Origin of the sequence: Photobacterium arenosum (assembly GCF_014841115.1) — a bacterium.
In the GTDB taxonomy this organism is placed as follows: domain Bacteria; phylum Pseudomonadota; class Gammaproteobacteria; order Enterobacterales; family Vibrionaceae; genus Photobacterium; species Photobacterium arenosum.
Genome location: NZ_JACYTP010000006.1, coordinates 230,419 through 253,079, shown reverse-complemented (window position 1 = coordinate 253,079; position 22,661 = coordinate 230,419). Strand labels below are relative to the sequence as shown.

Here is a 22,661-nt window from a genome sequence, read left to right as displayed (position 1 = left end):
AATGCAGAATAACGACGAGCACATTGAAAATAACCAGTTTCGGAGCGGTAGTTCAGTTGGTTAGAATACCGGCCTGTCACGCCGGGGGTCGCGGGTTCGAGTCCCGTCCGCTCCGCCACTTATCAGAGAAACCCAGTCAGCAATGGCTGGGTTTTTTGCTGTCTGGCGTTTGCATGCCTCTGATTGTTCGTCAGATATGAAGAGATCCAGGCGAGGCGTTCCCGACAACAGACTGGGATTTTTCTGCATCGCTGTCATGAAACAGTGTTTGTTATGTGTAGCTGTAGAAATAACGCAACCATTGCTCAGCAATAAAAATTTCATCTTGTGCGGATAAAGCCTGAATACCTGCCGCATAGCTATGTGATTGACTGCCAAGATGCAGACCTGCCAGTAAATGTGCGGCCTCAAACAGGTACAAAGTGGGATCACCCATACCTGTTTTGAAGGGAGTGTTCGCAGACTCCCCACCGGCAATGAGGTAAATACTGGCGCCATGCCGATTTTGATATTCTGTGACCAGTTTATTCCCTCCCACATACTGCAACGTCCCTTGCTGCACTAACTCGGGTAAATTGAGCTCGTCGTCGGCAGAGGTGACAGTGGCTATGAACAAGTTCTCGCGTCTGGACTGGATGTGCGCAGAGTGAAGCGCGCCATTTCCGGTGCAGCAGAAAATGAGATTACAGTGTTCTAGCATGGTTTCGGTTGAGCAGACCTGAATGCCATTTCTGGGTAAAGCGGTGAGTTGTCTGGGATCCTGGTCACTGACATAGATATCATGGATACCTTTACCTTGTAGTGTCTTACAGATACCTCGGCCCAGATTACCACTACCTATCACCCCGATAGTGAGAAAACCGAGGTTGTTCAATTTCAGGCCAAATGCCTCGCGCAGGATTTGATCAGTGTAATGGACGATACACTCAGAAGCTTCGTAGTCGGCTGGGGTCTTGATGCTCAGATGAGCCACCGATACTAAGGGTTTGATTAAATGTCGGTTGCGATACTTGGCGATGCCATTTGCGGTTAATTCAGCAATCCCCACGCATTGCTCATCATATGCCTCAAAGATGGCTTCAACGCCTTGAGAAAAATAGCCACCGTGATCAAGGATCAGAAAAGCCTGTCCCTCCTGAGTGTATTGCTGAATAAGATCCAAGCAACGTACAGGATCTCTTAACGCGATTTTGTCAAAGCCGGGCTCGACGACATCACAGTTTGGAATGGACTGGATGGTATTCAGCAGTGTGCCATTGTTGCAAAAAGTCGCTTGCTTAGGGATGAAAATGACGTGGTCAGCAAGTTTACACAGTACGTTGAGATACGGCAGAGAGCCTTCATAGCAATGCATGACAGAGAAAACAACAAGATTTCTCGGCATCGAATGAGTTTGCGCAATCTGTTCTAAAAATCGATAACCTTTTTCTGCATAGAAAGCGGAGTAGTAGCTGTGCGTTAAAGTATGCGTTGACGTCATAACCGGCCTGCTATTTGAATAACGTCAGCAACGCCTGAAAAAGAGGCTCTTGCTGTCGACTTTGTTTGCAACACAATCCCAATGTTAATGGTTCGACTGCTGCTGCTGGCAGCTTTTGAATCTGATCGCGAATCGGACTGTTTTCTATAACGATATCTGGCGCAATTCCGATACCACATCCCAATGCTACCATACTAACAATAGCTTCATGCCCAGCAACTTGAGCATAAATGTTGGGTTTTATTTTTTGTGATTTCATCCACTTGTCAGCATTTTCTCTTGCAGTTCCATACTCAGGCAGAATGAAGGGAAGTTTGTCCCACTGAATGTCCGGTGAAAGCAGCGCCTGAAGACCGGGTGAAGTGATTAATGGACTGATTAACGACATTGAGACATTACCCAAATAAATGAAAGTGAGTTTATTGGGTAAGTTGGCTGGCAGGGCAGTAATCGCAAAGTCGGCTTCATCGTGCAGGACTTTATTCACGGCTTGAGCCGGATCGCCGGTAACCAGCTGAATTTCCACCTGGGGGTAATGTTGCCTGAATTGATTCAGGACATTGGGGAGGTGGCTGTAGCTGGCAGTGACCGAGCAGAACAGGGTGAGTTTACCTTTGAGCATTTGATCCTGTTCAGTCAGCTCTTGCTGCAGTTGTTGCCATTCGGCAACAATGCGGCTGGCAACCGGTAGCAGTTTACGGCCTGACGTGGTCAGTTCCACACTGCGGTTGTCGCGAATGAAAAGCGGCTGAGACAGTTCCTGTTCCAGCCGCTGAATAAGCCGGCTGAGCGCGGACGGGCTGATGTGCATCTTCTGTGCTGTCTGACTAAAATTCTTGCTGTTACACAGATGAAGAAAGAGTTGGAGTGATTTTATGTTCATGGTTTATGTTGCACCATTTGCAATATGATGTTGTGAATATATCACTTTAGACAACATCAAGCCTGATCTACTATCAGGTTATTCGGCAGTGAAGTGCCGACCAAGGATTAGAATTCACGGAGTAACTTGTTATGGCTAACTATTTCAATACCTTAAATTTACGTCAGCAATTAGATCAACTGGGCCGTTGCCGTTTTATGGATCGCAGCGAGTTTGCTCAGGAAGCGGATTACCTGAAAGGTAAGAAGGTGGTTATCGTAGGTTGTGGTGCACAGGGCCTGAATCAGGGTCTGAACATGCGTGACTCAGGTCTGAATGTTGCCTATGCACTGCGCCAGGCTGCGATTGATGAGCAGCGTGCTTCTTTCCGAAATGCGAAAGACAATGGTTTTGAAGTGGGTAGCTATGAACAATTGATCCCTCAGGCCGATCTGGTTGTCAACCTGACACCTGATAAACAGCACACCGATGTTGTGACAACTGTCATGCCGTTAATGAAGCAAGGTGCTGCTCTGGGTTACTCGCACGGCTTCAACATTGTTGAAGAAGGGATGCAGATTCGTCCGGATATCACGGTTGTGATGGTCGCTCCTAAGTGTCCGGGTACTGAAGTACGTGAAGAATACAAGCGTGGCTTTGGTGTACCAACGCTGATCGCCGTCCACCCGGAAAATGACCCGCAAGGTGAAGGCCTGGAAATTGCGAAAGCCTGGGCGGCAGCAACGGGTGGCCACCGTGCCGGTGTGCTGGAGTCATCATTCGTTGCTGAAGTGAAATCTGACCTGATGGGTGAGCAGACGATTCTGTGTGGCATGCTGCAGGCGGGCTCAATCGTGTGTTACGAGAAGATGACTGCTGAAGGCCTCGAGCCTGGCTATGCCGGTAAACTGCTGCAATTCGGCTGGGAAACCATTACCGAAGCGCTGAAGTTTGGTGGCATCACGCATATGATGGATCGTCTGACAAACCCGGCTAAGATCAAAGCATTTGAGCTGTCTGAAGAGCTGAAAGATCTGATGCGTCCGCTGTATAACAAGCACATGGATGACATCATTACAGGTGAATTCTCACGGACTATGATGGCCGACTGGGCGAACGATGATGCGGAACTGCTGGGCTGGCGTGCCGAAACGGCGGAAACGGCGTTTGAAAACTACCCGCAAACCGATGCAAAAATCGCTGAGCAGGAATACTTTGATAACGGTATTCTGATGGTGGCCATGGTACGTGCCGGTGTTGAGCTGGCGTTTGAAGCCATGACAGCCTCAGGCATTATCGAAGAGTCGGCTTACTATGAGTCTTTGCATGAGCTGCCTCTGATTGCCAACACTGTCGCCCGTAAGCGTCTGTATGAGATGAACGTGGTTATCTCTGATACTGCAGAATATGGTAACTACCTGTTCGCGAACGTGGCTACGCCATTGCTGCGCGAAAAGTTCATGCCAAAAGTGAATACAGATGTTATTGGTAAAGGTCTGGTTGCTACAGGCAACCATGTTGATAACCAGCAGCTGATTGATGTGAACGAAGCGCTGCGTAATCACCCTGTAGAGCAGATTGGTTACGAACTGCGTGGTTATATGACAGATATGAAGCGTATCGCTGTAGGCGACTAAGTAAACATCCTTCCTGGTTAGTAAAAAGCCCGGCAAAATGTGCCGGGCTTTTTCATGTCTGTTCTGAGATATACTATTCGGACTTATCTGCCAGCATAGCTTCCAGCTGGGCAACCTTTTGTTCCAGCTCGTTCAGCTTTTGCCGTGTGCGCAGCAGGACCTGGGTCTGCACATCAAACTCTTCGCGATTCACCACATCCAGTTTACTCAGTTGTGCCTGAATGGTTTGGCGCACTTTCTGTTCCACATCCTGACCAAGTGCTTTGACCGGTTGAGGCATGGCTTCCTGAATTTGCCTGGCAACCTGCTCAAGTTTCTTTGGATCAAACATACGCGGGTTTAACTCCATGAGGTTAATGGGATACTTTTAGCCGTTAGTGTACACCAAATTTTTCTGCCACAGGCAGGAATCCTTGGCCAGATTGGGCTGGGTGGGCTGAAAAAAAGGCCGCTTGCGCGGCCTGAATCGAATGGAAAGTGGTCTTTAACTTTCCCGGGCTTTCAGCGCTTGTTTCGCTTCGTCAGCCCGTTTTAACTTTTCCAGCTCTTTGTCCTCCACAAAAACCGGTAGTGGCTTGTGGGTACTGGCCAGGTAGGTGTAGATCACCGGCAGTACAAACAGGGTAAAGAGGGTGCCTATCGCCAGGCCGGATACGATAACGATACCAATACTGAAGCGCTGGGCAGCACCGGCCCCGGTGGCGTACAGCAGAGGAACCAGACCGGCAATCATAGCCGCCGTGGTCATCAGAATCGGTCGCAGACGCACCTTGGCCGCTTCCATTACTGCAGACATTTTGTCTTTCTGGTGATTGAGCTGCTCTTCTTTTGCGACTTCACAGATCAGAATCCCGTGCTTGGTGATCAGACCAATCAGGGTGATTAAACCCACTTGCGAGTAGATGTTCATCGAAGCCGCTCCCCAGGCCAGCGATACCAGAGCGCCACAAATAGCCAGAGGTACCGACACCATGATAACCATAGGATCGCGCAGCGATTCGAACTGGATAGCCAGCACCAGGAAAATCACCGCCAGTGCCAGGCCGAAAGTCGCAAACAGTGCATTACCTTCGGTTACGTACTGGCGAGCTTCACCCATAAAGTCGTACTGATAACCAGAGGGTAGCTGGCTGACGGCTTCGGTACGGAACCATTCGATGGCATCACCCATGGCAGTACCCGGCATAGGCACCACACCTATGGTTGCCGAGTTTAGTTGGTTGAAGTGCGGCAGCGCGCGGGGTTCAGCCACCACATCAATGGTGATCAGGCTGCCTAGCGGCACTGAATTACCATCCGCCGCACGAACATAGAAGGCGTTCAGCGATTCAGGATTCAGGCGGTACTTACGTTCTACCTGCGGAATCACCTCGTAAGAGCGGCCATTAAGGTCGATGCGGTTGACATAACCGTCGGCCATCATAGTGCTCAGGGTGATACCGATATCCTGCATAGTCACGCCATAAGCCCCGGCTTTGTCTTTGTCTATGCTGATTTTCATGGTGGCGGAGTCGAAGTTGAGATCCAAGTCCGAATACACAAACATCGGATTCTTCGCCACATCATCCAGAATAGAACCGGCCACCTGGAACAGGCTTTCAAAGTTGTTCGGCGTGGTAATGACAAACTGAATGGGCAGACCTGAGCCCGCACCTGGCAGCTCAGGCATCTGGAACGCCGTTACCGCCATACCAGGCACATCGTTAACCAGTGTAGTAACACGGCCAACCACTTCCGCCTGACTGGCTTCGCGCTGACTCCAGGGCACCATAGAAGCGATACCGAATGCCTGATTGGATTGCGGTACACCTGAGAACACCTGAGCAAAAGCCACTTCCGGCTGATTACTCAGCATTTCGTTCACTTCACTCATGGAGTTTTCGATGTAGTCCAGGTTAGCGGTAGACGGACCGGTACCCATCATCATCAGTACGCCTTTATCTTCTGCCGGTGCCAGTTCACTGGGGATGAACTTGAACAGAACCGGCAGCATAGCAAAGACAATGACTGCAAACACAATCACCACAGGGCGTGATTTCATCACTGTGGTCAGCATTTTTTCATAGCGGTTGGTCATGCGATCCAGAACACTGTGCACGGTATCTTCAAAGCGGTTTGGCTTATCGTGTGCTTTCAGGATCTTAGAACACATCATCGGCGACAGTGTCAGCGCGATTATCCCTGAGATAAAGACCGACCCGGCCAGCGTCAGGGCGAACTCTTTAAACAGCGAGCCTGTAATCCCCCCCATCAGTGCGATAGGTGCGTATACCGCGCCCAGCGTCAGGGTCATGGCGATAACAGGCACCGCGATTTCCCGGGTACCGATAATCGCTGCCCGGAACGGTGACTCGCCCAGTTTGATGTGACGGTCGACGTTTTCCAGTACCACGATGGCATCATCGACCACCAGACCGATAGCCAGCACCATGGCGAGCAGTGTCATCAGATTCCAGGAGAAGCCGAAGGCCTGCATTACCATGGCCACCCCAATCAGTGACAGCGGAATGGTGATGATAGGGATCAGCACGGCGCGGAACGACCCCAGGAACAGGGTGATCACCACAAGTACAATCAGTGCTGCTTCACCTATGGTTTTGATAACCTCCTGAATGGACTCGTTAATCGCAACCGTAGAGTCGTACAGGACGTTCATCTTGATATTGCTTGGCATGTTGCGCTGAATTTCAGGCAGCAGATCCAGCACATCGGCAGCAATATTGATAGGGTTTGCACTTGGCGCTGCATTGATGGCGGCGACCACGGCTTCCTGTCCGTTTGCTGTTGCACGGTAAATGTCGTGGCTTTTCGCACGGGTGACTTTGGCGATATCACCTAAGCGGATCACCTGACCTTTCTGCGTCGAGACAATCAGCTTTTTCAGCTCATCTGTGGTTTTGACCTGGGTATCTGCCGTGCCGTTATACAGCACGAATTCACCTGTTGCCTGGCCCGTTGCCGACTGGTAGTTGTTGGCGTTCAGCACAGTCATGATGTCGCTGGCTGTCAGATTGTATGCGGCCATCTTGGCCGGATCCAGCCATACCCGCAGCGCAAATTTCATTCCGCCATAAAGGTCGATTTTGGATACGCCGTTCACTGTAAACAGCTGCGGGTTGAATACCCGCTCCAGGTAATCGGTGATCTGGCTGGAATTGAGCTCGTCACTGGTAAAGCCGATGTACATCACCGCCGTGGTAGAACCGGTCGACATGGTTACAGTCGGGTCTTCCGCTTCACGGGGAAGCTGAGAGCGCACCGAGTTGGTCTTCGCCAGTACATCAGACAGGGCCGCGTTGGGATCGGTATTGAGTTTCATGTTGACGGTAATTGTCGATGAACCCAGTACCGATGACGACGTCATGTAATCTATGTTGTCTGCCTGCGCGATGGCCTGCTCCAGCGGCTGAGTAATAAAGCCCTGGATCAGATCGGCACTGGCACCGTAATAACTGGTCGTCACAGTGACTACGGTATTGGTCATCTCGGGATATTCCCGGACCTGCATTTTGAAAATAGCCTGAAAACCAAGCAGGGCAATCAGAATGCTGATTGCCACTGCCAGCACCGGCCTTTTTATGAATATGTCAGTAAAGCGCATTTAACCTCCGAATCACAGCATCGGTGTTTCAGCCGGGGTTTTCAGGGCATCGTTTTCTACGATGCGGACTTTGACGTCATTACTCAGGCGCACCTGGCCGGTAGTCACAATACGGTCTCCCGGTTTAACGCCATCAAGAACGTGGATAACATCGCGCTTACGTTCACCGGTTTTCACCACAGACTGACGGACGCGGGTGACGCCTTCATCATCTTCGTACAGCACATACACATTATCGCCATACAGGGTATAGGTGATGGCAAACTGCGGCAGCACAACCTGATTTTCCAGGGTCGGCAGAATGATGTTAGCGCGGGCAAACATCCCGCTGCGCAGACGGCCGGCATTGTTCGGAATGTCCGCCTGAACCTGGATCAAGCCGCTCTGATAATTAACCGCAGGCTCAATCGCGCTGATCTTGCCCTGGAATTTGGCATCCGGGTACGCATCGACGGCGATATCAACTTCCTGACCGATGTGGATGTCAGACAGATCGGTTTGCGGAATGGTGAAGCGCAGCTTCATCAGGGACGTATCTTCCAGACGCACTATGTCAGTGCCGGGCTGAATATATTCACCCAGGAACACATTACGCAGACCGACATCACCGGCAAACGGGGCTTTAATAATACGACGATCGATGGTGGCTTTCAGGCTCTCAATATCGGCTGACAAAGAGAAGTAATCAGCTTGCGCGCCATCAAAAGCTTCCTTAGAGATAGAGCCTTTCTTGTACAGATCCTGATAGCGGATGAACTTGGCTTTGGCGGCTGGCAGGCGAGCCTGGGAACTCTTGAGGTTGGCTACTTCAACATCTGAGTCCAGCGCTACCAGACGTTGTCCTTTTTTCACGGACATGCCTGAATCGAACTCCAGCGACTTGATCACGCCAGCGACTTCTGTGGTGACAGTCACACCCTGATTAGGCTCAATGAAACCAATCGCTTCAATCGCAGGTACCCAATTGGTCGGTTTTGCCTCTACGACAGTCACCGGATAATCCGGCTCAGGCATATTGGCGAAGTAAGCCATCTTTCCTTTTATTTCAAAGTACTTGGACGTAAAAAGCGTGCCAAACAGCACGGCAACGATGATGAGCATGACTATCCATGCTACCCATTTTTTCATTATCTTTGCTCCGGAGTCTTAAGTTAATGCTAATTCAATGTGTAATTACAGCATCCCAGCAAGCTTTAATGGCAGCATCCCGCGCTTCATCACTTACCGTAAAAGTACCACTCAGGTGCTTGCGGGCCAGACAGGCGCTGGGCTCAAGGCTGAGTGCGCTTAATATCTCGTTGTCCAAAGGCTTAAACAGCCCCTGAGCTTTACCCGTGTCAAACATCCTGTGGACAGGGGCAAAGAGCGTTTGCTCTAACGCTATCTTGTACTGCTTACCTCGGTGCGGCATGTTTTCGAACTGACCACGGTTAATAAGCGGCGCTTCATTATTCGTAGCCATATTCCAGATGTTTAACCACATAGTACGGAACTGCTGTTCTAAGGGCATGACATCGGAAACGTTCTGAGTGATTTTCCTGGCGACAATAGTCAGTATATGGTCATGCAGCTGAAACAGGAGATCATCTTTATCACTGAAATAGCGATAGATGGTCCCTGTCGCGACCCTGGCTTCTTTGGCCACCATGTTCATCGACAGACCGTGAAAACCATGTTTTGCCAGCAATTCTTCGGTTGCCTGCAAGATACGTTCTTTTTTGTCAGTCATTGTTGATCACAAAGTGAATGAACGTTCATTCATTATTGTGGATACTTTATTAGTATGCAACTCATCTGTTACCTTTATTTTTCTGAGAAAAACGCGGGGGATTGTCTGAAATAGACACGAGACGAGAACAGGTTACAATGCGGCAGCTGAATAAAACATGACTCATAGGGCAAATGAATGAAACTCAATCCGAGACAAAATGAGGCGGTACGTTTTGTTGCTGGACCGTGTCTGGTTCTGGCTGGTGCAGGTTCAGGAAAAACACGGGTCATCACCAATAAAATCGCCTACTTAGTACAACAATGTGACTACAAAGCCCGTCATATTGCGGCGCTGACATTTACCAATAAAGCGGCGCGGGAAATGAAAGAGCGGGTCGGGCAGACCCTGGGCCGCCAGGAAGCCAAAGGGCTGATGGTGTCGACTTTCCATACCTTGGGCCTGAATATCATTCGTCGTGAGTACAAGGTACTGGGACTGAAAGCGAGTTTCTCGTTGTTTGACGATCAGGATCAGATGGCACTGCTCAAAGAGTTGACGGAAGATCAGCTCGACGGTGACAAAGACTTACTTAAAATGCTGCTGTCATCCATTTCAAACTGGAAGAACGCCATGATGTCGCCCGCTCAGGCGAAAGTGCATGCACAAAGTGAGCGTGACCAGCTGTTTGCCCATTGCTACGAGTTATATCAGCGTCAGATGAAAGCCTATAACGCGCTGGACTTTGATGACTTGATTCTGATGCCTGTACTCTTGCTGCGTGATAATGATGAGGTGCGGCAGCGCTGGCAGAATAAGATCCGCTACCTCCTGGTGGATGAGTATCAGGATACCAACACCAGCCAGTATGCCTTTGTGAAGTTGCTGGTGGGCGAAAGGTCAAAATTCACTGTGGTCGGGGATGACGACCAGTCTATCTATTCCTGGCGTGGTGCGCAGCCGGAAAATCTGGCGCTGCTTAATAAAGACTTCCCGACGCTTAAAGTGATCAAGCTGGAGCAGAACTATCGTTCGACCAGCCGGATATTGCGCAGCGCCAACATTCTGATCGCCAATAACCCGCACTTGTTTGAAAAAGCGCTGTTTTCAGAAATTCCTGATGGCGAGATGCTCAAGGTCCTGACGGCTAAAAATGAAGAGCATGAAGCTGAAAAAGTGGTCGGAGAGCTGATTGCCCATCGTTTTCTCAACAATACTGACTACAAAGATTACGCGATTCTGTACCGCGGCAACCACCAGTCACGTTTGTTTGAAAAAGCCCTGATGCAAAACCGGATCCCCTACAAAATTTCTGGCGGCACGTCTTTCTTCTCCCGTACCGAGATCAAAGACATCATGGCGTACCTGCGCTTGCTCACCAACCAGGATGATGACAATGCTTTTTTGCGTATCGTCAATACGCCGCGGCGGGAAATCGGCCCTGTCACCCTGGAGAAACTGGGCACCTACGCCAATATGCGAGGCAAGAGTTTGTTTGAAGCCAGCTTTGAGCTTGGCCTGGAGCAGCATCTTTCAGGGCGAGGACTGGACAGCCTGCGCCAGTTTACGCGCTGGATAGTTGAGCTGGCCGATAACGCTGAGCGCGGCGATGCCGTGGCGGCCGTGCGGCAGATGATCCGTGATATTCATTATGAGGACTGGCTGTTTGAAACCTCCGCCAGCCCGAAAGCGGCAGAAATGCGGATGAAAAATGTATCCGATTTATACAGCTGGATCACCGCAGATCTGGAAGGCGATAATTACGATAACGAAGTCCGCACCCTGAAAGAAGTGGTTCAGCGCATGACATTGCGTGACATGATGGAGCGGGGTGAAGAGGATGAGGATGCCGATCAGGTTCAGCTCATGACACTGCATGCCTCCAAAGGGCTGGAATTTCCGCATGTCTACCTGATAGGTGCCGAAGAGGGCATTTTGCCGCATCAGACCAGCATTGATGAAGACAATGTGGAGGAAGAGCGACGTTTGGCGTATGTCGGTATTACCCGGGCGCAGAAAACACTGACCTTTACCTTATGCAAGGAACGCCGGCAGTATGGCGAGTTGCTTAAACCCGAGCCCAGCCGCTTTCTCTATGAATTGCCCCAGGACGATCTGGATTGGGAAACAGAGCGCAAACCGGTGACGGCAGAAGAACGAATGGAACGGGGTCAGGCACACATTGCCAATCTCCGCTCCATGTTCAAGAAGAAATAACTCAGCGAAACGCTGAAAATAAAAAAGGTTAGCCATTATAGCTAACCTTTTTTTCAGGTATCGGAAGGGAGAGACTGGATTACAGCCCCTCGATCATATGGTTGATCGCAGCCACGATTTCTTCATCGCTGCAGTCCATACAGGTGCCTTTCGCCGGCATGGCATTGAAACCATTAATGGCATGATTGGTCATCGTATCCATACCTTGAGCAATACGCGGTCCCCAGTCACCGGCATCACCTGACTTAGGTGCGCCCAGTACACCGCTGCTGTGGCAAGCCACACAGAAAGTGCCGTATACCTGATCGCCTGAGCGAGGGCCGGAAGCGGCGGCTGTAGCGGCTGGTGCATCGCCTTCCTTATATACAGAGCCAACAGGCTTGATGCGTTCTGCGATCGCTTCGCCAGACATATCTGCCGCTACGGCTGAGCCGCTGATGGCGACGGTTGCGACTGCAGCGACCATTAGTTGTCGAAGAGAAAATTCCATTGAGCTCACCTTAACACTCCCAGATTATTTGCTCGAATATCACAGCTTTCTTGTATAAATTATTGTAAATATTACATTATTGGACAAAGCTGTGAGTTATTAACCAGTGGTTTTTGGATAAAAAACGCAATGATTATATCCCTTAACGAAGTGGTATTAAACAGAGCGGCTTTGTTTGTATGACGCTAATCAACCCAGAGATGGTTATAAATAAAGCGAATACAAAATTTTTTGCAAAAAAGACTAGACGAGAAGCATGCTGATCCGTAATATTCACCACCGCCGATAGGGCAAGGCGCCCGTAGCTCAGCTGGATAGAGCGTTGGCCTCCGGAGCCAAAGGTCACAGGTTCAAATCCTGTCGGGCGCGCCACTCCGGAAAGTCAGGATGGCACTGTTGGCGTGTAAATTATGGTGGCTATAGCTCAGTTGGTAGAGTCCCGGATTGTGATTCCGGTTGTCGCGAGTTCAAGTCTCGTTAGCCACCCCATACAATTGGGTATGGAGCTTGTAACAAGCTCGGTACTTAGCGGCAGATAGCGCAAGTCGTGTATCTCCGGCTTTTGAGAATAGCGGACCAGAGGAACCCTCTGGCGCAAAACTCAAAGACAGAAAGAATTATCGGTGAATAGCGCAGTTTGGTAGCGCATCTGGTTTGGGACCAGAGGGTCGGGGGTTCGAATCCCTCTTCACCGACCACTTCTATGGTAAGTTTGCCCGGTGAGCAAACCTACAGGTTCGGAAAAAAGAAGTGTATTGCTCGGGTGTGTAAATCCGCCGCGTTCAATCCCTCTTCGCCGACCAAGTTACAATGGTGGCTATAGCTCAGTTGGTAGAGTCCCGGATTGTGATTCCGGTTGTCGCGAGTTCAAGCCTCGTTAGCCACCCCATATATCGTGTTTCAACCTGCATGGTTGAATGACAAGCAAAAAATCGGTGAATAGCGCAGTTTGGTAGCGCATCTGGTTTGGGACCAGAGGGTCGGGGGTTCGAATCCCTCTTCACCGACCACCTTTGAAGACCCGCTCATTGAGCGGGTTTTTTTATGTCTGTATTTTACTGCCCGGTTCAGTCTGGAGCAGAGGAGGGCTTCGGGTCGGGTGCGGAAGCCCGCCGCACGGAGGCCCGCCGCGTTCATTCCCTCTTCGCCGACCACATTTGAAGACCCGCTCATTGAGCGGGTTTTTTTATGCCCCTTGGTTTCGCTGCTACTATTCAGAGGCGTACTGACCTCAGGATCGGGGGCATATTTGTGTTTTGTACTGTCATTTTCAGCCGGGTTAGCTGTTACGTTGCCGACAAGCTGTGAGTTTCTCCGCTGTTTATTCATGACTTCCCGCTCTGGAGCAGTCTGCTTGTCTGGCTTTTCATGCTGCGTTGAATAGCTAGGGTGGATTCATGTACTGATACTATTATCTATAGTGGTCTAATATCTTTTTATGTTAATAAAATGTTCCTGTTTTTGCGGTGGTTTATTCATAGGGTCATGGATGAATGCTGTGAATATAAATGCTTAAAATGAGCATTTTTAGCTAATTTTTGCTGTTTTTACCGCGATTTATCTAAGATGGTTTATATGGGTTATGTGAATTTTAACCTTGGTTTATAGTGATTATTTATGCTGGTTTTGTGCAGTAGCACAGTTTTATAGTATGAAATGTTGATTTTTAGTGAAATCTTTGCCAGATTGATGGCACTTTATGTGGCCGATATTTTTATCGGTTTATTGGAATGGATTCATTTGCAGACAGGCAGAGTCGCTGCCAGGTTGTTGAGGTCTGAGCATGGCATTATTGGAAGTTAAAAACCTTCGTATTGAGTACCCGTCTCGTCACGGTATCCACGCTGCGGTGAAATCGCTGTCGTTCACCATAGAGCGCGGTGAGATTGTCGGTGTTGTCGGGGAATCCGGGGCGGGTAAATCGACGGTAGGTAATGCCGTAATCGATCTGTTGAGTCCTCCTGGCAATATTGCCAGCGGCGATGTCTACCTGGACGGTCAGAAAATCTCGGGTTTAAAACCAGAAGCGATGCGAAAAGTGCGTGGCGCAAAAATCGGTTTTATTTTCCAGGATCCGATGACTTCGCTGAACCCTCTGTATACCGTCGAGCGTCAATTGACGGAAACCATTATTACCAATTTGAATCTCGGCAAAGAAGAAGCGGTTCGCCGTGCTATTAAGCTGATGGAGCAAGTTGGGATCCCTCAGCCGGAAATCCGTATTAAGCAGTATCCGCATCAATTTTCCGGTGGTATGCGTCAGCGTGTGGTGATTGCAATCGCCCTGGCTGGTGAGCCTGATTTAATCATTGCCGATGAACCGACCACAGCGCTGGATGTGTCGATCCAGGATCAGATTCTGAGTCTGATTCGGGAATTATGCGTGAAGAAAAACGTTGGCTGCATGCTGGTAACGCACGATATGGGAGTGGTCTCCAATGTCACCGATCGTGTTGCTGTGATGTACCGTGGTGATCTGGTTGAAATCGGTCCGACGGAACAGGTGCTGGGTCATCCTAATCACCCTTATACTAAGAGCCTCATTTCTGCGGTTCCGCGTTCGGATATCAAACTGGCTCGCTTCCCTTTGGTGAGCTATATCGAAGAAGCCGGTGAAAGCACGCAGCTGGATGTGAAAAATCACTGGCTGGGCCAGAGTCAGGACGAACGTCAGTACACGGGCGCTTTATTGCAGGTCGAGAATGTTAATCTGCGCTTTGTGACCAAAGATTCTTTCTTTGAAAGCCGCCGTGAGTATGTGCAGGCCTCGAACGATGTCAGCTTTGAGGTGTTTGAAGGCGAAACCTTTGGCCTGGTTGGCGAATCAGGTTCAGGCAAATCAACCATTGCCCGTGTGATTGCCGGTTTATATCCGCCCAATTCTGGCAAAGTGGTGTTTGAAGGTATAGATCTGACGGCGCTCAAGAGCGAGAACGAACGCCGCCCTATGCGTCGCCAGATGCAGATGGTGTTTCAGAACCCGTATTCCTCAATGAACCCGCGGATGAAGATTTTCGACATCATTGCTGAGCCAATTCGCTTTCATAAACTGGCCGGCAGTGAAAATCAGGTGCGGCAGATCGTCGCTGACTTGCTCGACCATGTGGGTCTGGGCCGTGCCGCAGGCGTGAAGTATCCCCATGAATTTTCGGGTGGTCAGCGTCAGCGTATTTCTATCGCCCGTGCTCTGGCAACACGTCCCCGTCTGCTGATTTGTGATGAGCCGACCTCGGCACTGGATGTGTCGGTTCAGGCACAAATCCTTAATCTGCTGAAAGATCTGCAGGATGAATTGAACCTGACTATGCTGTTTATCAGCCACGATTTACCGGTTATCCGCCAGATGTGTGATCGCATCGGCGTGATGCAGAAAGGCACCTTGCTGGAAGTGGCGCCGACTGAGCAGTTGTTCACGGCTCCGCAGCACGAATACAGCAAGCAATTGATTTCTTTGATGCCTGAATTCAAAGGAATGAGTCAGGAAGGCCTGAAACTGGCCTGATACAGAACCTGTTTGCCCGCCGGGAACCCATATTTCCGGCATGGCTCTGTCAGGGAGCCGGGCTGTTGTTGCTTACCTAAACCAATAATAAGCAAACATAACCATCTGGGAGTTCTCTCCCTGCATAAAGGAGCTATGCAAATGAAAACCTTCAAGAGCAAGTTAGCCGTTGCGTTAATGGCTGCTGGTCTGAGCTTCGGCGCGGCGGCTGCCAACCTGAATTTAGCTTACGATGCTGACCCGGTATCTCTGGATCCGCATGAGCAATTGTCTGGTGGTACGCTGCAACTTTCTCACATGACCTATGATCCGCTGATCCGTTTTACCCAGTCGATGGAGTTTGAACCCCGTCTGGCAACGTCGTGGGAGCGTGTGGATAACAGCACTATGCGCTTTAAGCTGCGTGAAGGCGTAAAATTCCACTCCGGCAACACCTTCAGCGCTGATGACGTGGTCTGGACCTTTAAGCGTCTGAAATCTTCTGCCGACTTCAAAGGTATCTTCACCCCTATCGTGGATATCAAAAAAGTGGATGCCAACACGGTTGACGTGATCACTGACGGCACCTACCCACTGATTGAAAACGTCATGACCTACGTGTTCCCGATGGACAGCAAGTTCTACTCAGGCCAGACCGCCGACGGCAAAGACAAGTCTGAACTGAAGAAAAACGGTTCAACATTTGCTTCTACCAATATCTCAGGTACTGGTCCGTTCAAAGTGGCCAGCCGCGAGCAAGGCGTGAAGGTTGAGTTCGAACGTTTTGCTGATTACTGGGACAAAGACAGCGAAGGCAATGTCGATAACATCACGCTGCGCCCAATCAAAGAAGACGCTACCCGTGTGGCAGCCCTGCTGTCTGGCGATGTTGATATGATTGCGCCTGTGTCGCCGAATGATTATCAGCGTATCAAGAGTAACGATAAGCTGGATCTGGTGACTATGCCGGGTACCCGTGTCATTACTTTCCAGCTGAACCAGAAAGTGGCCGAGCCACTGCGTGATGCGCGTGTTCGTCAGGCGATTGTGTATGCGGTGAACAATGAAGGTATTGCTGAGAAGATCATGAAAGGCGCAGCGACGCCTGCCGGCCAGCAGAGCCCTGTGGGTTATGCCGGTTACAACGAGTCGCTGACCCCGCGTTATGATCTGAAAAAAGCACAGCAGCTGATGAAAGATGCCGGTTATGAGAACGGTTTCTCTATCACTATGATTGCACCGAACAACCGCTATGTGAACGATGAAAAAGTCGCTCAGGCTGTGGCAGCGATGCTGGCGAAAATCAAGGTTAAAGTTGATCTGCAAACTATGCCAAAAGCACAGTACTGGCCGGAGTTTGATAAGTGTGAAGCCGGTATGCTGATGATCGGCTGGCACCCGGACACAGAAGATTCAGCGAACTTTACTGAGTTCCTGACCATGACCCGTAACGCTGACACAGGTAAAGGCCAGTATAACTGCGGTCATTACTCGAACGCTGAAGTTGATAAGCTGGTTGAAGCGTCTAACACGGAAACCGATCTGGAAAAACGCAGCACTATGCTGAAGAAGGTTGAAGAGTTGCTGTACAACGACGCTGCCTTTGTTCCACTGTACTGGCAAGATCCGTCTTGGGCTGCCAAGAAGAATGTGGACATCAAACCTATCGTGAACGGTATGGACTTCCCGTACCTGGGCGATTTGGTTATCAAGTAATACCTTTCGTAATTCAGGCTCCGGCGCTGGCCGGGGCCTGATTATGGATGTCTAAAGAGGCAAGAAATGTTTACGTTTTTGGTCAAGCGCCTGGTGCAGGCACTGGTAGTGATGTTTGTGATCAGTCTGGTGGCGTTTGCTATCCAGGACAATTTAGGCGATCCCCTGCGTGAGCTGGTGGGACAGTCTGTGTCCGAAGCCGAGCGAGATGCGCTGCGGACTGAAATGGGCCTCAACGATCCCTTTATGGTGAAGTACGGCCGCTTTATTTCGAAAGCTGTTCAGGGAGACTTAGGTAACTCTTATTTCTTCAAACGTCCGGTTGTTGACGTGATTCTGGACAAGCTGGTAGCCACACTGGAACTGGTGTTTGCTGCGTCACTGATTATTGTTGTGGTGTCGATCCCCCTAGGCGTTTATTCGGCCATACACCCCAACAGCGCCCTGACGAAAGTGATCATGGGCTTTAGCATAGTAGGTATCTCCATTCCGGTCTTTTTGACCGCCATTATGCTGATGTATGTTTTCTCGATCGAATTAGGCTGGTTGCCTTCGTTCGGACGGGGTGAAACGGCGAATATATTCGGTTGGAATTCCGGCTTTTTTACGCTGGATGGTTTGGCGCACCTGGTGCTGCCGAGTATCTCTCTGGCCTCTATCATGCTGCCGCTCTTTATCCGCCTGGTGCGCTCTGAAATGCTGGAAGCGCTGAGTACCGAGTACGTGAAATTTGCCCGTGCTAAAGGTCTGGCTCAGAACAAGGTGTATTATCAGCATGCCCTGAAAAATACCATGTTGCCGGTGATTACTGTGGGCGGGGTGCAGATAGGGACTATGGTAGCCTATACAATCCTGACTGAGACAGTGTTCCAGTGGCCGGGAACGGGTTTCCTGTTCCTGGAAGCGATTAACCGGGTGGATACCCCATTGATTACCGCTTATGTCATTTTTGTTGGCCTGATCTTCGTGGTGACCAATACCCTGGTTGACCTGCTGTACGGCCTGATCAACCCAACCGTTAACCTGACCGGCAAAGGAGCGTAATCATGACGACCAAGACGACTGACGCGCCTTCACGCTGGCAGCGTTTTCTGAATTCAGATTTCATTTATTTCTTCAAAAAAGACAAAGTGGCGATTGCCAGTTTTACCGTGTTTCTGCTCTTTGTGCTGACGGCGCTGTTCGCACCTCTGCTGTCGCCAATGAATCCGTATGATCTCAACAGTATTGATATTATGGACTCAGAGCTGGCACCGTCATGGATGGAATTTGGCGATACCCGTTTCCTGCTGGGTACGGATGATCAGGGCCGTGATATTCTGTCGACCATTATCTACGGGCTGCGCATCTCACTGGCCATTGGCCTGTTTGCCGTCGCGCTGCAGCTGTTTATCGGCATCATAGTCGGACTGTGTGCCGGTTACTTCGGTGGCCGGATTGACAGCTTCCTGATGCGTATTGCCGATGTTCAGCTGTCGTTCTCGACTATGATGGTGGCGATTATCGTGTCGGCAATTTTCAAAGCCAGCTTTGGCAGTGACTTTTACAGTCAGTACGCCATTTTGATGCTGGTGGTGATCATAGGTATTGCCGAATGGCCGCAGTATGCACGTACTGTGCGGGCATCTGTGCTGGCAGAGAAGAAAAAAGAGTATGTTGAAGCATCCCGCGTGATGGGCCTGAAATCACTGCGTATTATGTTCCGTCATATTTTGCCGAATTGCCTGTCGCCTATCCTGGTGATCTCCACCGTGCAGGTGGCCAATGCCATCATGTCGGAAGCGGCACTGTCCTTCCTGGGGCTGGGGATGCCGGTCGATCAGCCGTCACTGGGCTCGCTGATCAGTATCGGCTTTAACTACATCTTCTCGGGTTCCTGGTGGATCACTGCGTTTCCTGGCATTGTGCTGGTGACTCTGGTTCTGGTGATCAACCTGCTGGGTGACTGGCTGCGTGATGTCTTTAACCCTAAGGTTTACAAAGGGTAAAACCGGGCCACCTACCGCTTACCTTCTTAACAACCCCTGCCGCGGCAGGGGTTGTTGTTTTCCTCGCAATACTCCTGATCTGTCCCCGCAGCAACGCGTCAAAACAATGCGCTAAAGCATTGCACTCGCAGAAGTTTAATTTTTCGCTATTTATTCAATGGCTTAATTTGTAAGTAAATTGATACAAACTGCTTACACGTGCTTACCAAGCACTCAGTGACTTACAGACCCTCCCGATGAATAATTGATAAACAAAAAGTTAACAAATCAGCAACAATGCGCGCACCAGCCCAGTGGGGTAATCGGTGCCGGGATGCGGCTGTTTGGCAACGACAATAATAGTTATCCAGGGAGGATAAAACGTGAAAGGTCTGAACAAAACACTAATGGCGGCAACTTTGGCGTCGCTGATAACGGGACAAGCACACGCCGGCAATGTTGAAGTGCTGCATTACTGGACATCGGGTGGCGAAGCGGCAGCGCTTGCCATTCTACAAAAGATGATGAAGGAGGAAGGCCATAGCTGGACGGACTTTGCAGTGGCCGGTGGCGGCGGTGAAACGGCCATGACAGTGCTGAAGTCGCGTGCCATTTCGGGTAATCCGCCTTCCGCCTCTATGATAGCTGGCCCTGAAATTGCCCAGTGGGGTGATCTGGGTGTGCTGGCAAAACTGGATGAGGTTGCCACCAGTGAGCGCTGGGACGCTTTGCTGCCAAAAGCCGTGGCCGACATCCATAAATATCAGGGCAGTTATGTTGCAGCACCGGTGAATGTACACAGGATCAACTGGATGTGGATTAACAAGCCGATTCTGGATCAGGTGAACGGTGGCAAAGTGCCACAAAGCTGGGATGAGTTCTTCGTCTTTATGGATAAGGCCAAGCAGGCCGGTTTCGTCGCGTTTGCCCATGGCGGGCAGGACTGGCAGGACGCCACTGTGTTTGAACAGGTTGCTCTGGGAGTCGGTGGTGACGACTGGTATCGCCAGGCCTTTGTGGCGCTGGATAAGCAGGCGCTGAGTTCTGACACCATGACACAGGCTTTTGCGACCTTCAAAAAGCTCAAATCCTACATGGATCCGGGCATGCCGGGACGTGACTGGAACCTGACTACCGCGATGGTAATAGACGGCAAAGCCGCTGTGCAAATCATGGGAGACTGGGCAAAGGGGGAGTTTGCCGCCGCCGGTAAACAGCCAGGCAAGGATTATCTCTGTGCCACAGTGCCGGGAACGCAGAATGCGTTTAACTTCAATGTTGATGCTTTCATGATGTTTGAGCAAAAGAGCAAAGAGGCACAGGCGGCCCAGGAGGACTTATCTCGCCTGCTGGTGTCGAAGGAATTTCAGGAAGAATTCAACCTGAAAAAAGGCTCCATTCCGGTACGTCCGGATGTGTCACTGGCCCGCTACGACAGCTGCGCCAAGCAGTCGATGTCTGATTTTCAGGCCAGCGCAAAATCCGGCTCACTGGTACCCAGCTTTGCCCATGCCATGGCAATGGAACCGGCAGTCAGCGGGGCCGTGTATGACGTCGTGACGAATTATTTCAATGATAATGACATGACGGCGGATGCGGCCACCTTGCGTCTGGTGTCGGCTATCGAGCTGGCGCAGTAATCCCCGTCAGCCACACAGGCCGGTACAAACGGGTACCGGCTTTCCTGCCTATTTTGACAAGAGCCTTGTTATGACTATTGGAACCCAAGCTCAGCCACTGTCGGGCGCGCCGCCACGGGAAAGTCTGGCCGACAAACTGCAAGCCGTGTTGCCGAAGATAGTGCTAGCCCCCTCCATGGTGATCACTCTGGTGTTTACATATGGATTCATTCTATGGTCGTTGGTGCTGTCGTTCACCAACTCCCGAATGCTGCCTAAATATGATTTCATCGGTCTGAGCAATTACAGCAAATTGTTCAGCATGGATCGCTGGACGGTGGCCTATACCAATCTGTTTATTTTTGGTTTTCTGTTTATTGTGATCGCGATTTCGGTGGGCACGCTGCTGGCCATATTGCTGGATCAGAAGATACGGGCCGAAGGTGTGCTGCGAACAATTTACCTGTACCCGTTTGCACTTTCCCTGATTGTGACAGGCACCGCCTGGAAGTGGATACTCAATCCTCAAATCGGTATAGAGAAACTCCTGCACGACATCGGCTTCACCAGTTTCCAGTTTGACTGGCTGGTGGATAAGGACATGGCGATTTACACCATAGTGATTGCGGCAGTGTGGCAGGCATCAGGTTTTGTGATGGCCATTATGCTGGCCGGGTTGCGAGGGGTAGACAGCGCCATCATCAAAGCCGCGCAGATAGACGGTGCAACCATGCCGACGATTTATCGTCGCATCGTACTGCCTATCATGCGGCCGATCTTCTTCAGCTGCTTCATCATTTTGTCCCATCTGGCGATCAAGAGCTTCGATCTGGTGGTGGTGCTGACATCCGGCGGGCCTGGCTACTCGAGCGATTTACCCGCCACTTTTATGTATCAGTATGCGTTTGGACGTAACCAGATTGGGATTGGCTCGGCCAGCGCCATGATCACCCTGATGGGCTTTATTGCCATTCTGATCCCCTACCTGTATTCCGAACTGAGGAAGAAGAAGCATGGTTAATGCCAATTGGAGCCAGCAAGCCGGGCGGGCTTTCACGTATCTGGTCCTGATACTCTTTGCGCTGTATTTCATCATGCCGCTTGTGGTGATGGTGTTTAACTCACTGAAAGATTTAGCCGAAATACGGACCGGTAATCTGATACTGCCGCCACAGTCTCCGACCACAGAGGCCTGGCAAAAAGCCTGGTCATCCGCCTGTACCGGCTTGAGCTGCGAAGGCGTGTCCGCCTATTTTTGGAATTCTTTCAAAATCACCTTACCGGCCGTGGTGCTGGCGTCAGCCATAGGCGCAATTAATGGCTATGTCCTTGCAAAGTGGCGCTTCAGGGGCAGCGAAGTGTTCTTCGCCTTGATGCTGCTGGGCTGTTTCATTCCCTTTCAGGCGGTGTTGCTGCCAATGGCACAGACGCTGGGCTATCTCGGATTGGCGAACTCAGTACCCGGCCTGATTCTGGTCCATACCATTTATGGGATTCCGTTCACGACCCTGTTTTACCGTAATTATTACGTGGGCCTGCCGACTGAGCTGATTTCTGCCGCCAAGCTGGACGGTGCCGGTTTTTTCCAGACGTTTTACCACATAGTGTTACCGCTCTCAGGCCCGATCATAGTTGTGACGCTAATCTGGGAGTTCACCAATATCTGGAACGACTTTCTGTTTGGTGTGGTGTATTCCGGCCCGACGTCTCAGCCGATCACCGTCGCTCTCAACAACCTGGTCAACACCAGTCACGGTGTAAAGGAATATAACGTGGATATGGCGGCCGCCATTATTGCCGCTATCCCGACCATTTTTATCTACATCATCTCCGGTAAGTATTTCCTGCGTGGACTGGTTGCCGGTGCAGTCAAAGGATAATGA

16 protein-coding genes and 6 tRNA genes are annotated in these 22,661 nt (G+C 50.5%); 15 read left to right on the top strand and 7 right to left on the bottom strand.

The window, feature by feature from the left end:
- Positions 1–41: 41 nt before the first annotated feature.
- Positions 42–118: transfer RNA gene (locus IFO68_RS12100), tRNA-Asp, on the top strand.
- Between the two features lie 153 nt (positions 119–271).
- Here the strand turns inward: IFO68_RS12100 and IFO68_RS12095 are convergent.
- A complete protein-coding gene (locus tag IFO68_RS12095; protein ID WP_192016094.1) occupies positions 272–1,480 on the bottom strand; it encodes an NAD(P)-binding domain-containing protein in 1,209 nt (402 codons plus the stop codon).
- Positions 1,481–1,490: 10 nt separating this feature from the next.
- Positions 1,491–2,363 (bottom strand): HTH-type transcriptional activator IlvY, encoded by an 873-nt coding sequence (ilvY, locus tag IFO68_RS12090; RefSeq protein ID WP_192016093.1) that lies wholly within the window; start codon positions 2,361–2,363, stop codon positions 1,491–1,493.
- Positions 2,364–2,494: 131 nt separating this feature from the next.
- Between ilvY and ilvC the strand changes: the two genes are divergently transcribed.
- Positions 2,495–3,979: a ketol-acid reductoisomerase gene (ilvC, locus tag IFO68_RS12085; protein ID WP_192016092.1), complete on the top strand. Its 1,485-nt coding sequence runs from the start codon at positions 2,495–2,497 to the stop codon at positions 3,977–3,979.
- 73 nt (positions 3,980–4,052) lie between these two features.
- Here ilvC and ubiK read toward each other — a convergent pair whose 3' ends face one another.
- The 4 genes from ubiK to IFO68_RS12065 all read right to left on the bottom strand — a co-directional run bounded on the left by ubiK (position 4,053) and on the right by IFO68_RS12065 (position 9,309).
- On the bottom strand, positions 4,053–4,310 hold the full coding sequence (gene ubiK, locus IFO68_RS12080; protein WP_192016091.1) for a ubiquinone biosynthesis accessory factor UbiK: 258 nt from the start codon (positions 4,308–4,310) through the stop codon (positions 4,053–4,055).
- A 153-nt stretch (positions 4,311–4,463) separates the two neighbouring features.
- On the bottom strand, positions 4,464–7,580 hold the full coding sequence (locus IFO68_RS12075; RefSeq protein ID WP_192016090.1) for a multidrug efflux RND transporter permease subunit: 3,117 nt from the start codon (positions 7,578–7,580) through the stop codon (positions 4,464–4,466).
- A 12-nt stretch (positions 7,581–7,592) separates the two neighbouring features.
- Positions 7,593–8,708, bottom strand: coding sequence for an efflux RND transporter periplasmic adaptor subunit (locus tag IFO68_RS12070; protein WP_192016089.1), 1,116 nt, complete (start codon positions 8,706–8,708; stop codon positions 7,593–7,595).
- A gap of 34 nt (positions 8,709–8,742) precedes the next feature.
- A complete protein-coding gene (locus tag IFO68_RS12065) occupies positions 8,743–9,309 on the bottom strand; it encodes a TetR/AcrR family transcriptional regulator (protein WP_192016088.1) in 567 nt (188 codons plus the stop codon).
- A 177-nt stretch (positions 9,310–9,486) separates the two neighbouring features.
- Here IFO68_RS12065 and rep point away from each other — a divergent pair, with 177 nt between their 5' ends.
- Positions 9,487–11,505 (top strand): DNA helicase Rep, encoded by a 2,019-nt coding sequence (gene rep / locus IFO68_RS12060; protein ID WP_192016087.1) that lies wholly within the window; start codon positions 9,487–9,489, stop codon positions 11,503–11,505.
- 79 nt (positions 11,506–11,584) lie between these two features.
- Here the strand turns inward: rep and IFO68_RS12055 are convergent, their stop codons facing one another.
- Entirely contained in the window at positions 11,585–11,995 is a 411-nt protein-coding gene (locus tag IFO68_RS12055; protein ID WP_161442241.1) for a c-type cytochrome, read from the bottom strand.
- A gap of 295 nt (positions 11,996–12,290) precedes the next feature.
- Here IFO68_RS12055 and IFO68_RS12050 point away from each other — a divergent pair.
- From IFO68_RS12050 to IFO68_RS11995, 12 genes are all read left to right on the top strand, one after another.
- A tRNA-Arg gene (locus IFO68_RS12050) sits at positions 12,291–12,367 on the top strand.
- Positions 12,368–12,408: 41 nt separating this feature from the next.
- Positions 12,409–12,484: transfer RNA gene (locus tag IFO68_RS12045), tRNA-His, on the top strand.
- 132 nt (positions 12,485–12,616) lie between these two features.
- Positions 12,617–12,693, top strand: a tRNA-Pro gene (locus tag IFO68_RS12040).
- Positions 12,694–12,808: 115 nt separating this feature from the next.
- Positions 12,809–12,884 (top strand) — tRNA-His (locus IFO68_RS12035).
- Between the two features lie 44 nt (positions 12,885–12,928).
- Positions 12,929–13,005, top strand: a tRNA-Pro gene (locus IFO68_RS12030).
- A 773-nt stretch (positions 13,006–13,778) separates the two neighbouring features.
- A complete protein-coding gene (locus IFO68_RS12025; protein WP_192016086.1) occupies positions 13,779–15,497 on the top strand; it encodes an ABC transporter ATP-binding protein in 1,719 nt (572 codons plus the stop codon).
- A gap of 141 nt (positions 15,498–15,638) precedes the next feature.
- A complete protein-coding gene (locus tag IFO68_RS12020; RefSeq protein ID WP_192016085.1) occupies positions 15,639–17,192 on the top strand; it encodes an ABC transporter substrate-binding protein in 1,554 nt (517 codons plus the stop codon).
- A 66-nt stretch (positions 17,193–17,258) separates the two neighbouring features.
- Positions 17,259–18,236: an ABC transporter permease gene (locus IFO68_RS12015; protein WP_192016084.1), complete on the top strand. Its 978-nt coding sequence runs from the start codon at positions 17,259–17,261 to the stop codon at positions 18,234–18,236.
- Between the two features lie 2 nt (positions 18,237–18,238).
- Entirely contained in the window at positions 18,239–19,180 is a 942-nt protein-coding gene (locus IFO68_RS12010) for an ABC transporter permease (protein WP_192016083.1), read from the top strand.
- 386 nt (positions 19,181–19,566) lie between these two features.
- A complete protein-coding gene (locus IFO68_RS12005) occupies positions 19,567–20,799 on the top strand; it encodes an ABC transporter substrate-binding protein (protein ID WP_192016115.1) in 1,233 nt (410 codons plus the stop codon).
- Positions 20,800–20,869: 70 nt separating this feature from the next.
- Positions 20,870–21,799: a carbohydrate ABC transporter permease gene (locus IFO68_RS12000; RefSeq protein ID WP_192016082.1), complete on the top strand. Its 930-nt coding sequence runs from the start codon at positions 20,870–20,872 to the stop codon at positions 21,797–21,799.
- The gene (locus IFO68_RS11995) at positions 21,792–22,658 is read left to right on the top strand and encodes a carbohydrate ABC transporter permease (protein ID WP_192016081.1); all 867 of its coding nucleotides are present in this window, start codon (positions 21,792–21,794) and stop codon (positions 22,656–22,658) included. Before IFO68_RS12000 ends, IFO68_RS11995 begins: the two co-directional genes overlap by 8 nt.
- Positions 22,659–22,661: the final 3 nt, after the last annotated feature.

What these genes read in the sequence shown, in the direction of transcription:
- IFO68_RS12095 (WP_192016094.1), bottom strand. Translation starts at nt 1,480, where the DNA reads ATGACGTCAACGCATACTTTAACGCACAGCTACTACTCCGCTTTCTAT.
- ilvY (WP_192016093.1), bottom strand. Translation starts at nt 2,363, where the DNA reads ATGAACATAAAATCACTCCAACTCTTTCTTCATCTGTGTAACAGCAAG.
- ilvC (WP_192016092.1), top strand. Translation starts at nt 2,495, where the DNA reads ATGGCTAACTATTTCAATACCTTAAATTTACGTCAGCAATTAGATCAA.
- ubiK (WP_192016091.1), bottom strand. Translation starts at nt 4,310, where the DNA reads ATGTTTGATCCAAAGAAACTTGAGCAGGTTGCCAGGCAAATTCAGGAA.
- IFO68_RS12075 (WP_192016090.1), bottom strand. Translation starts at nt 7,580, where the DNA reads ATGCGCTTTACTGACATATTCATAAAAAGGCCGGTGCTGGCAGTGGCA.
- IFO68_RS12070 (WP_192016089.1), bottom strand. Translation starts at nt 8,708, where the DNA reads ATGAAAAAATGGGTAGCATGGATAGTCATGCTCATCATCGTTGCCGTG.
- IFO68_RS12065 (WP_192016088.1), bottom strand. Translation starts at nt 9,309, where the DNA reads ATGACTGACAAAAAAGAACGTATCTTGCAGGCAACCGAAGAATTGCTG.
- rep (WP_192016087.1), top strand. Translation starts at nt 9,487, where the DNA reads ATGAAACTCAATCCGAGACAAAATGAGGCGGTACGTTTTGTTGCTGGA.
- IFO68_RS12055 (WP_161442241.1), bottom strand. Translation starts at nt 11,995, where the DNA reads ATGGAATTTTCTCTTCGACAACTAATGGTCGCTGCAGTCGCAACCGTC.
- IFO68_RS12025 (WP_192016086.1), top strand. Translation starts at nt 13,779, where the DNA reads ATGGCATTATTGGAAGTTAAAAACCTTCGTATTGAGTACCCGTCTCGT.
- IFO68_RS12020 (WP_192016085.1), top strand. Translation starts at nt 15,639, where the DNA reads ATGAAAACCTTCAAGAGCAAGTTAGCCGTTGCGTTAATGGCTGCTGGT.
- IFO68_RS12015 (WP_192016084.1), top strand. Translation starts at nt 17,259, where the DNA reads ATGTTTACGTTTTTGGTCAAGCGCCTGGTGCAGGCACTGGTAGTGATG.
- IFO68_RS12010 (WP_192016083.1), top strand. Translation starts at nt 18,239, where the DNA reads ATGACGACCAAGACGACTGACGCGCCTTCACGCTGGCAGCGTTTTCTG.
- IFO68_RS12005 (WP_192016115.1), top strand. Translation starts at nt 19,567, where the DNA reads ATGGCGGCAACTTTGGCGTCGCTGATAACGGGACAAGCACACGCCGGC.
- IFO68_RS12000 (WP_192016082.1), top strand. Translation starts at nt 20,870, where the DNA reads ATGACTATTGGAACCCAAGCTCAGCCACTGTCGGGCGCGCCGCCACGG.
- IFO68_RS11995 (WP_192016081.1), top strand. Translation starts at nt 21,792, where the DNA reads ATGGTTAATGCCAATTGGAGCCAGCAAGCCGGGCGGGCTTTCACGTAT.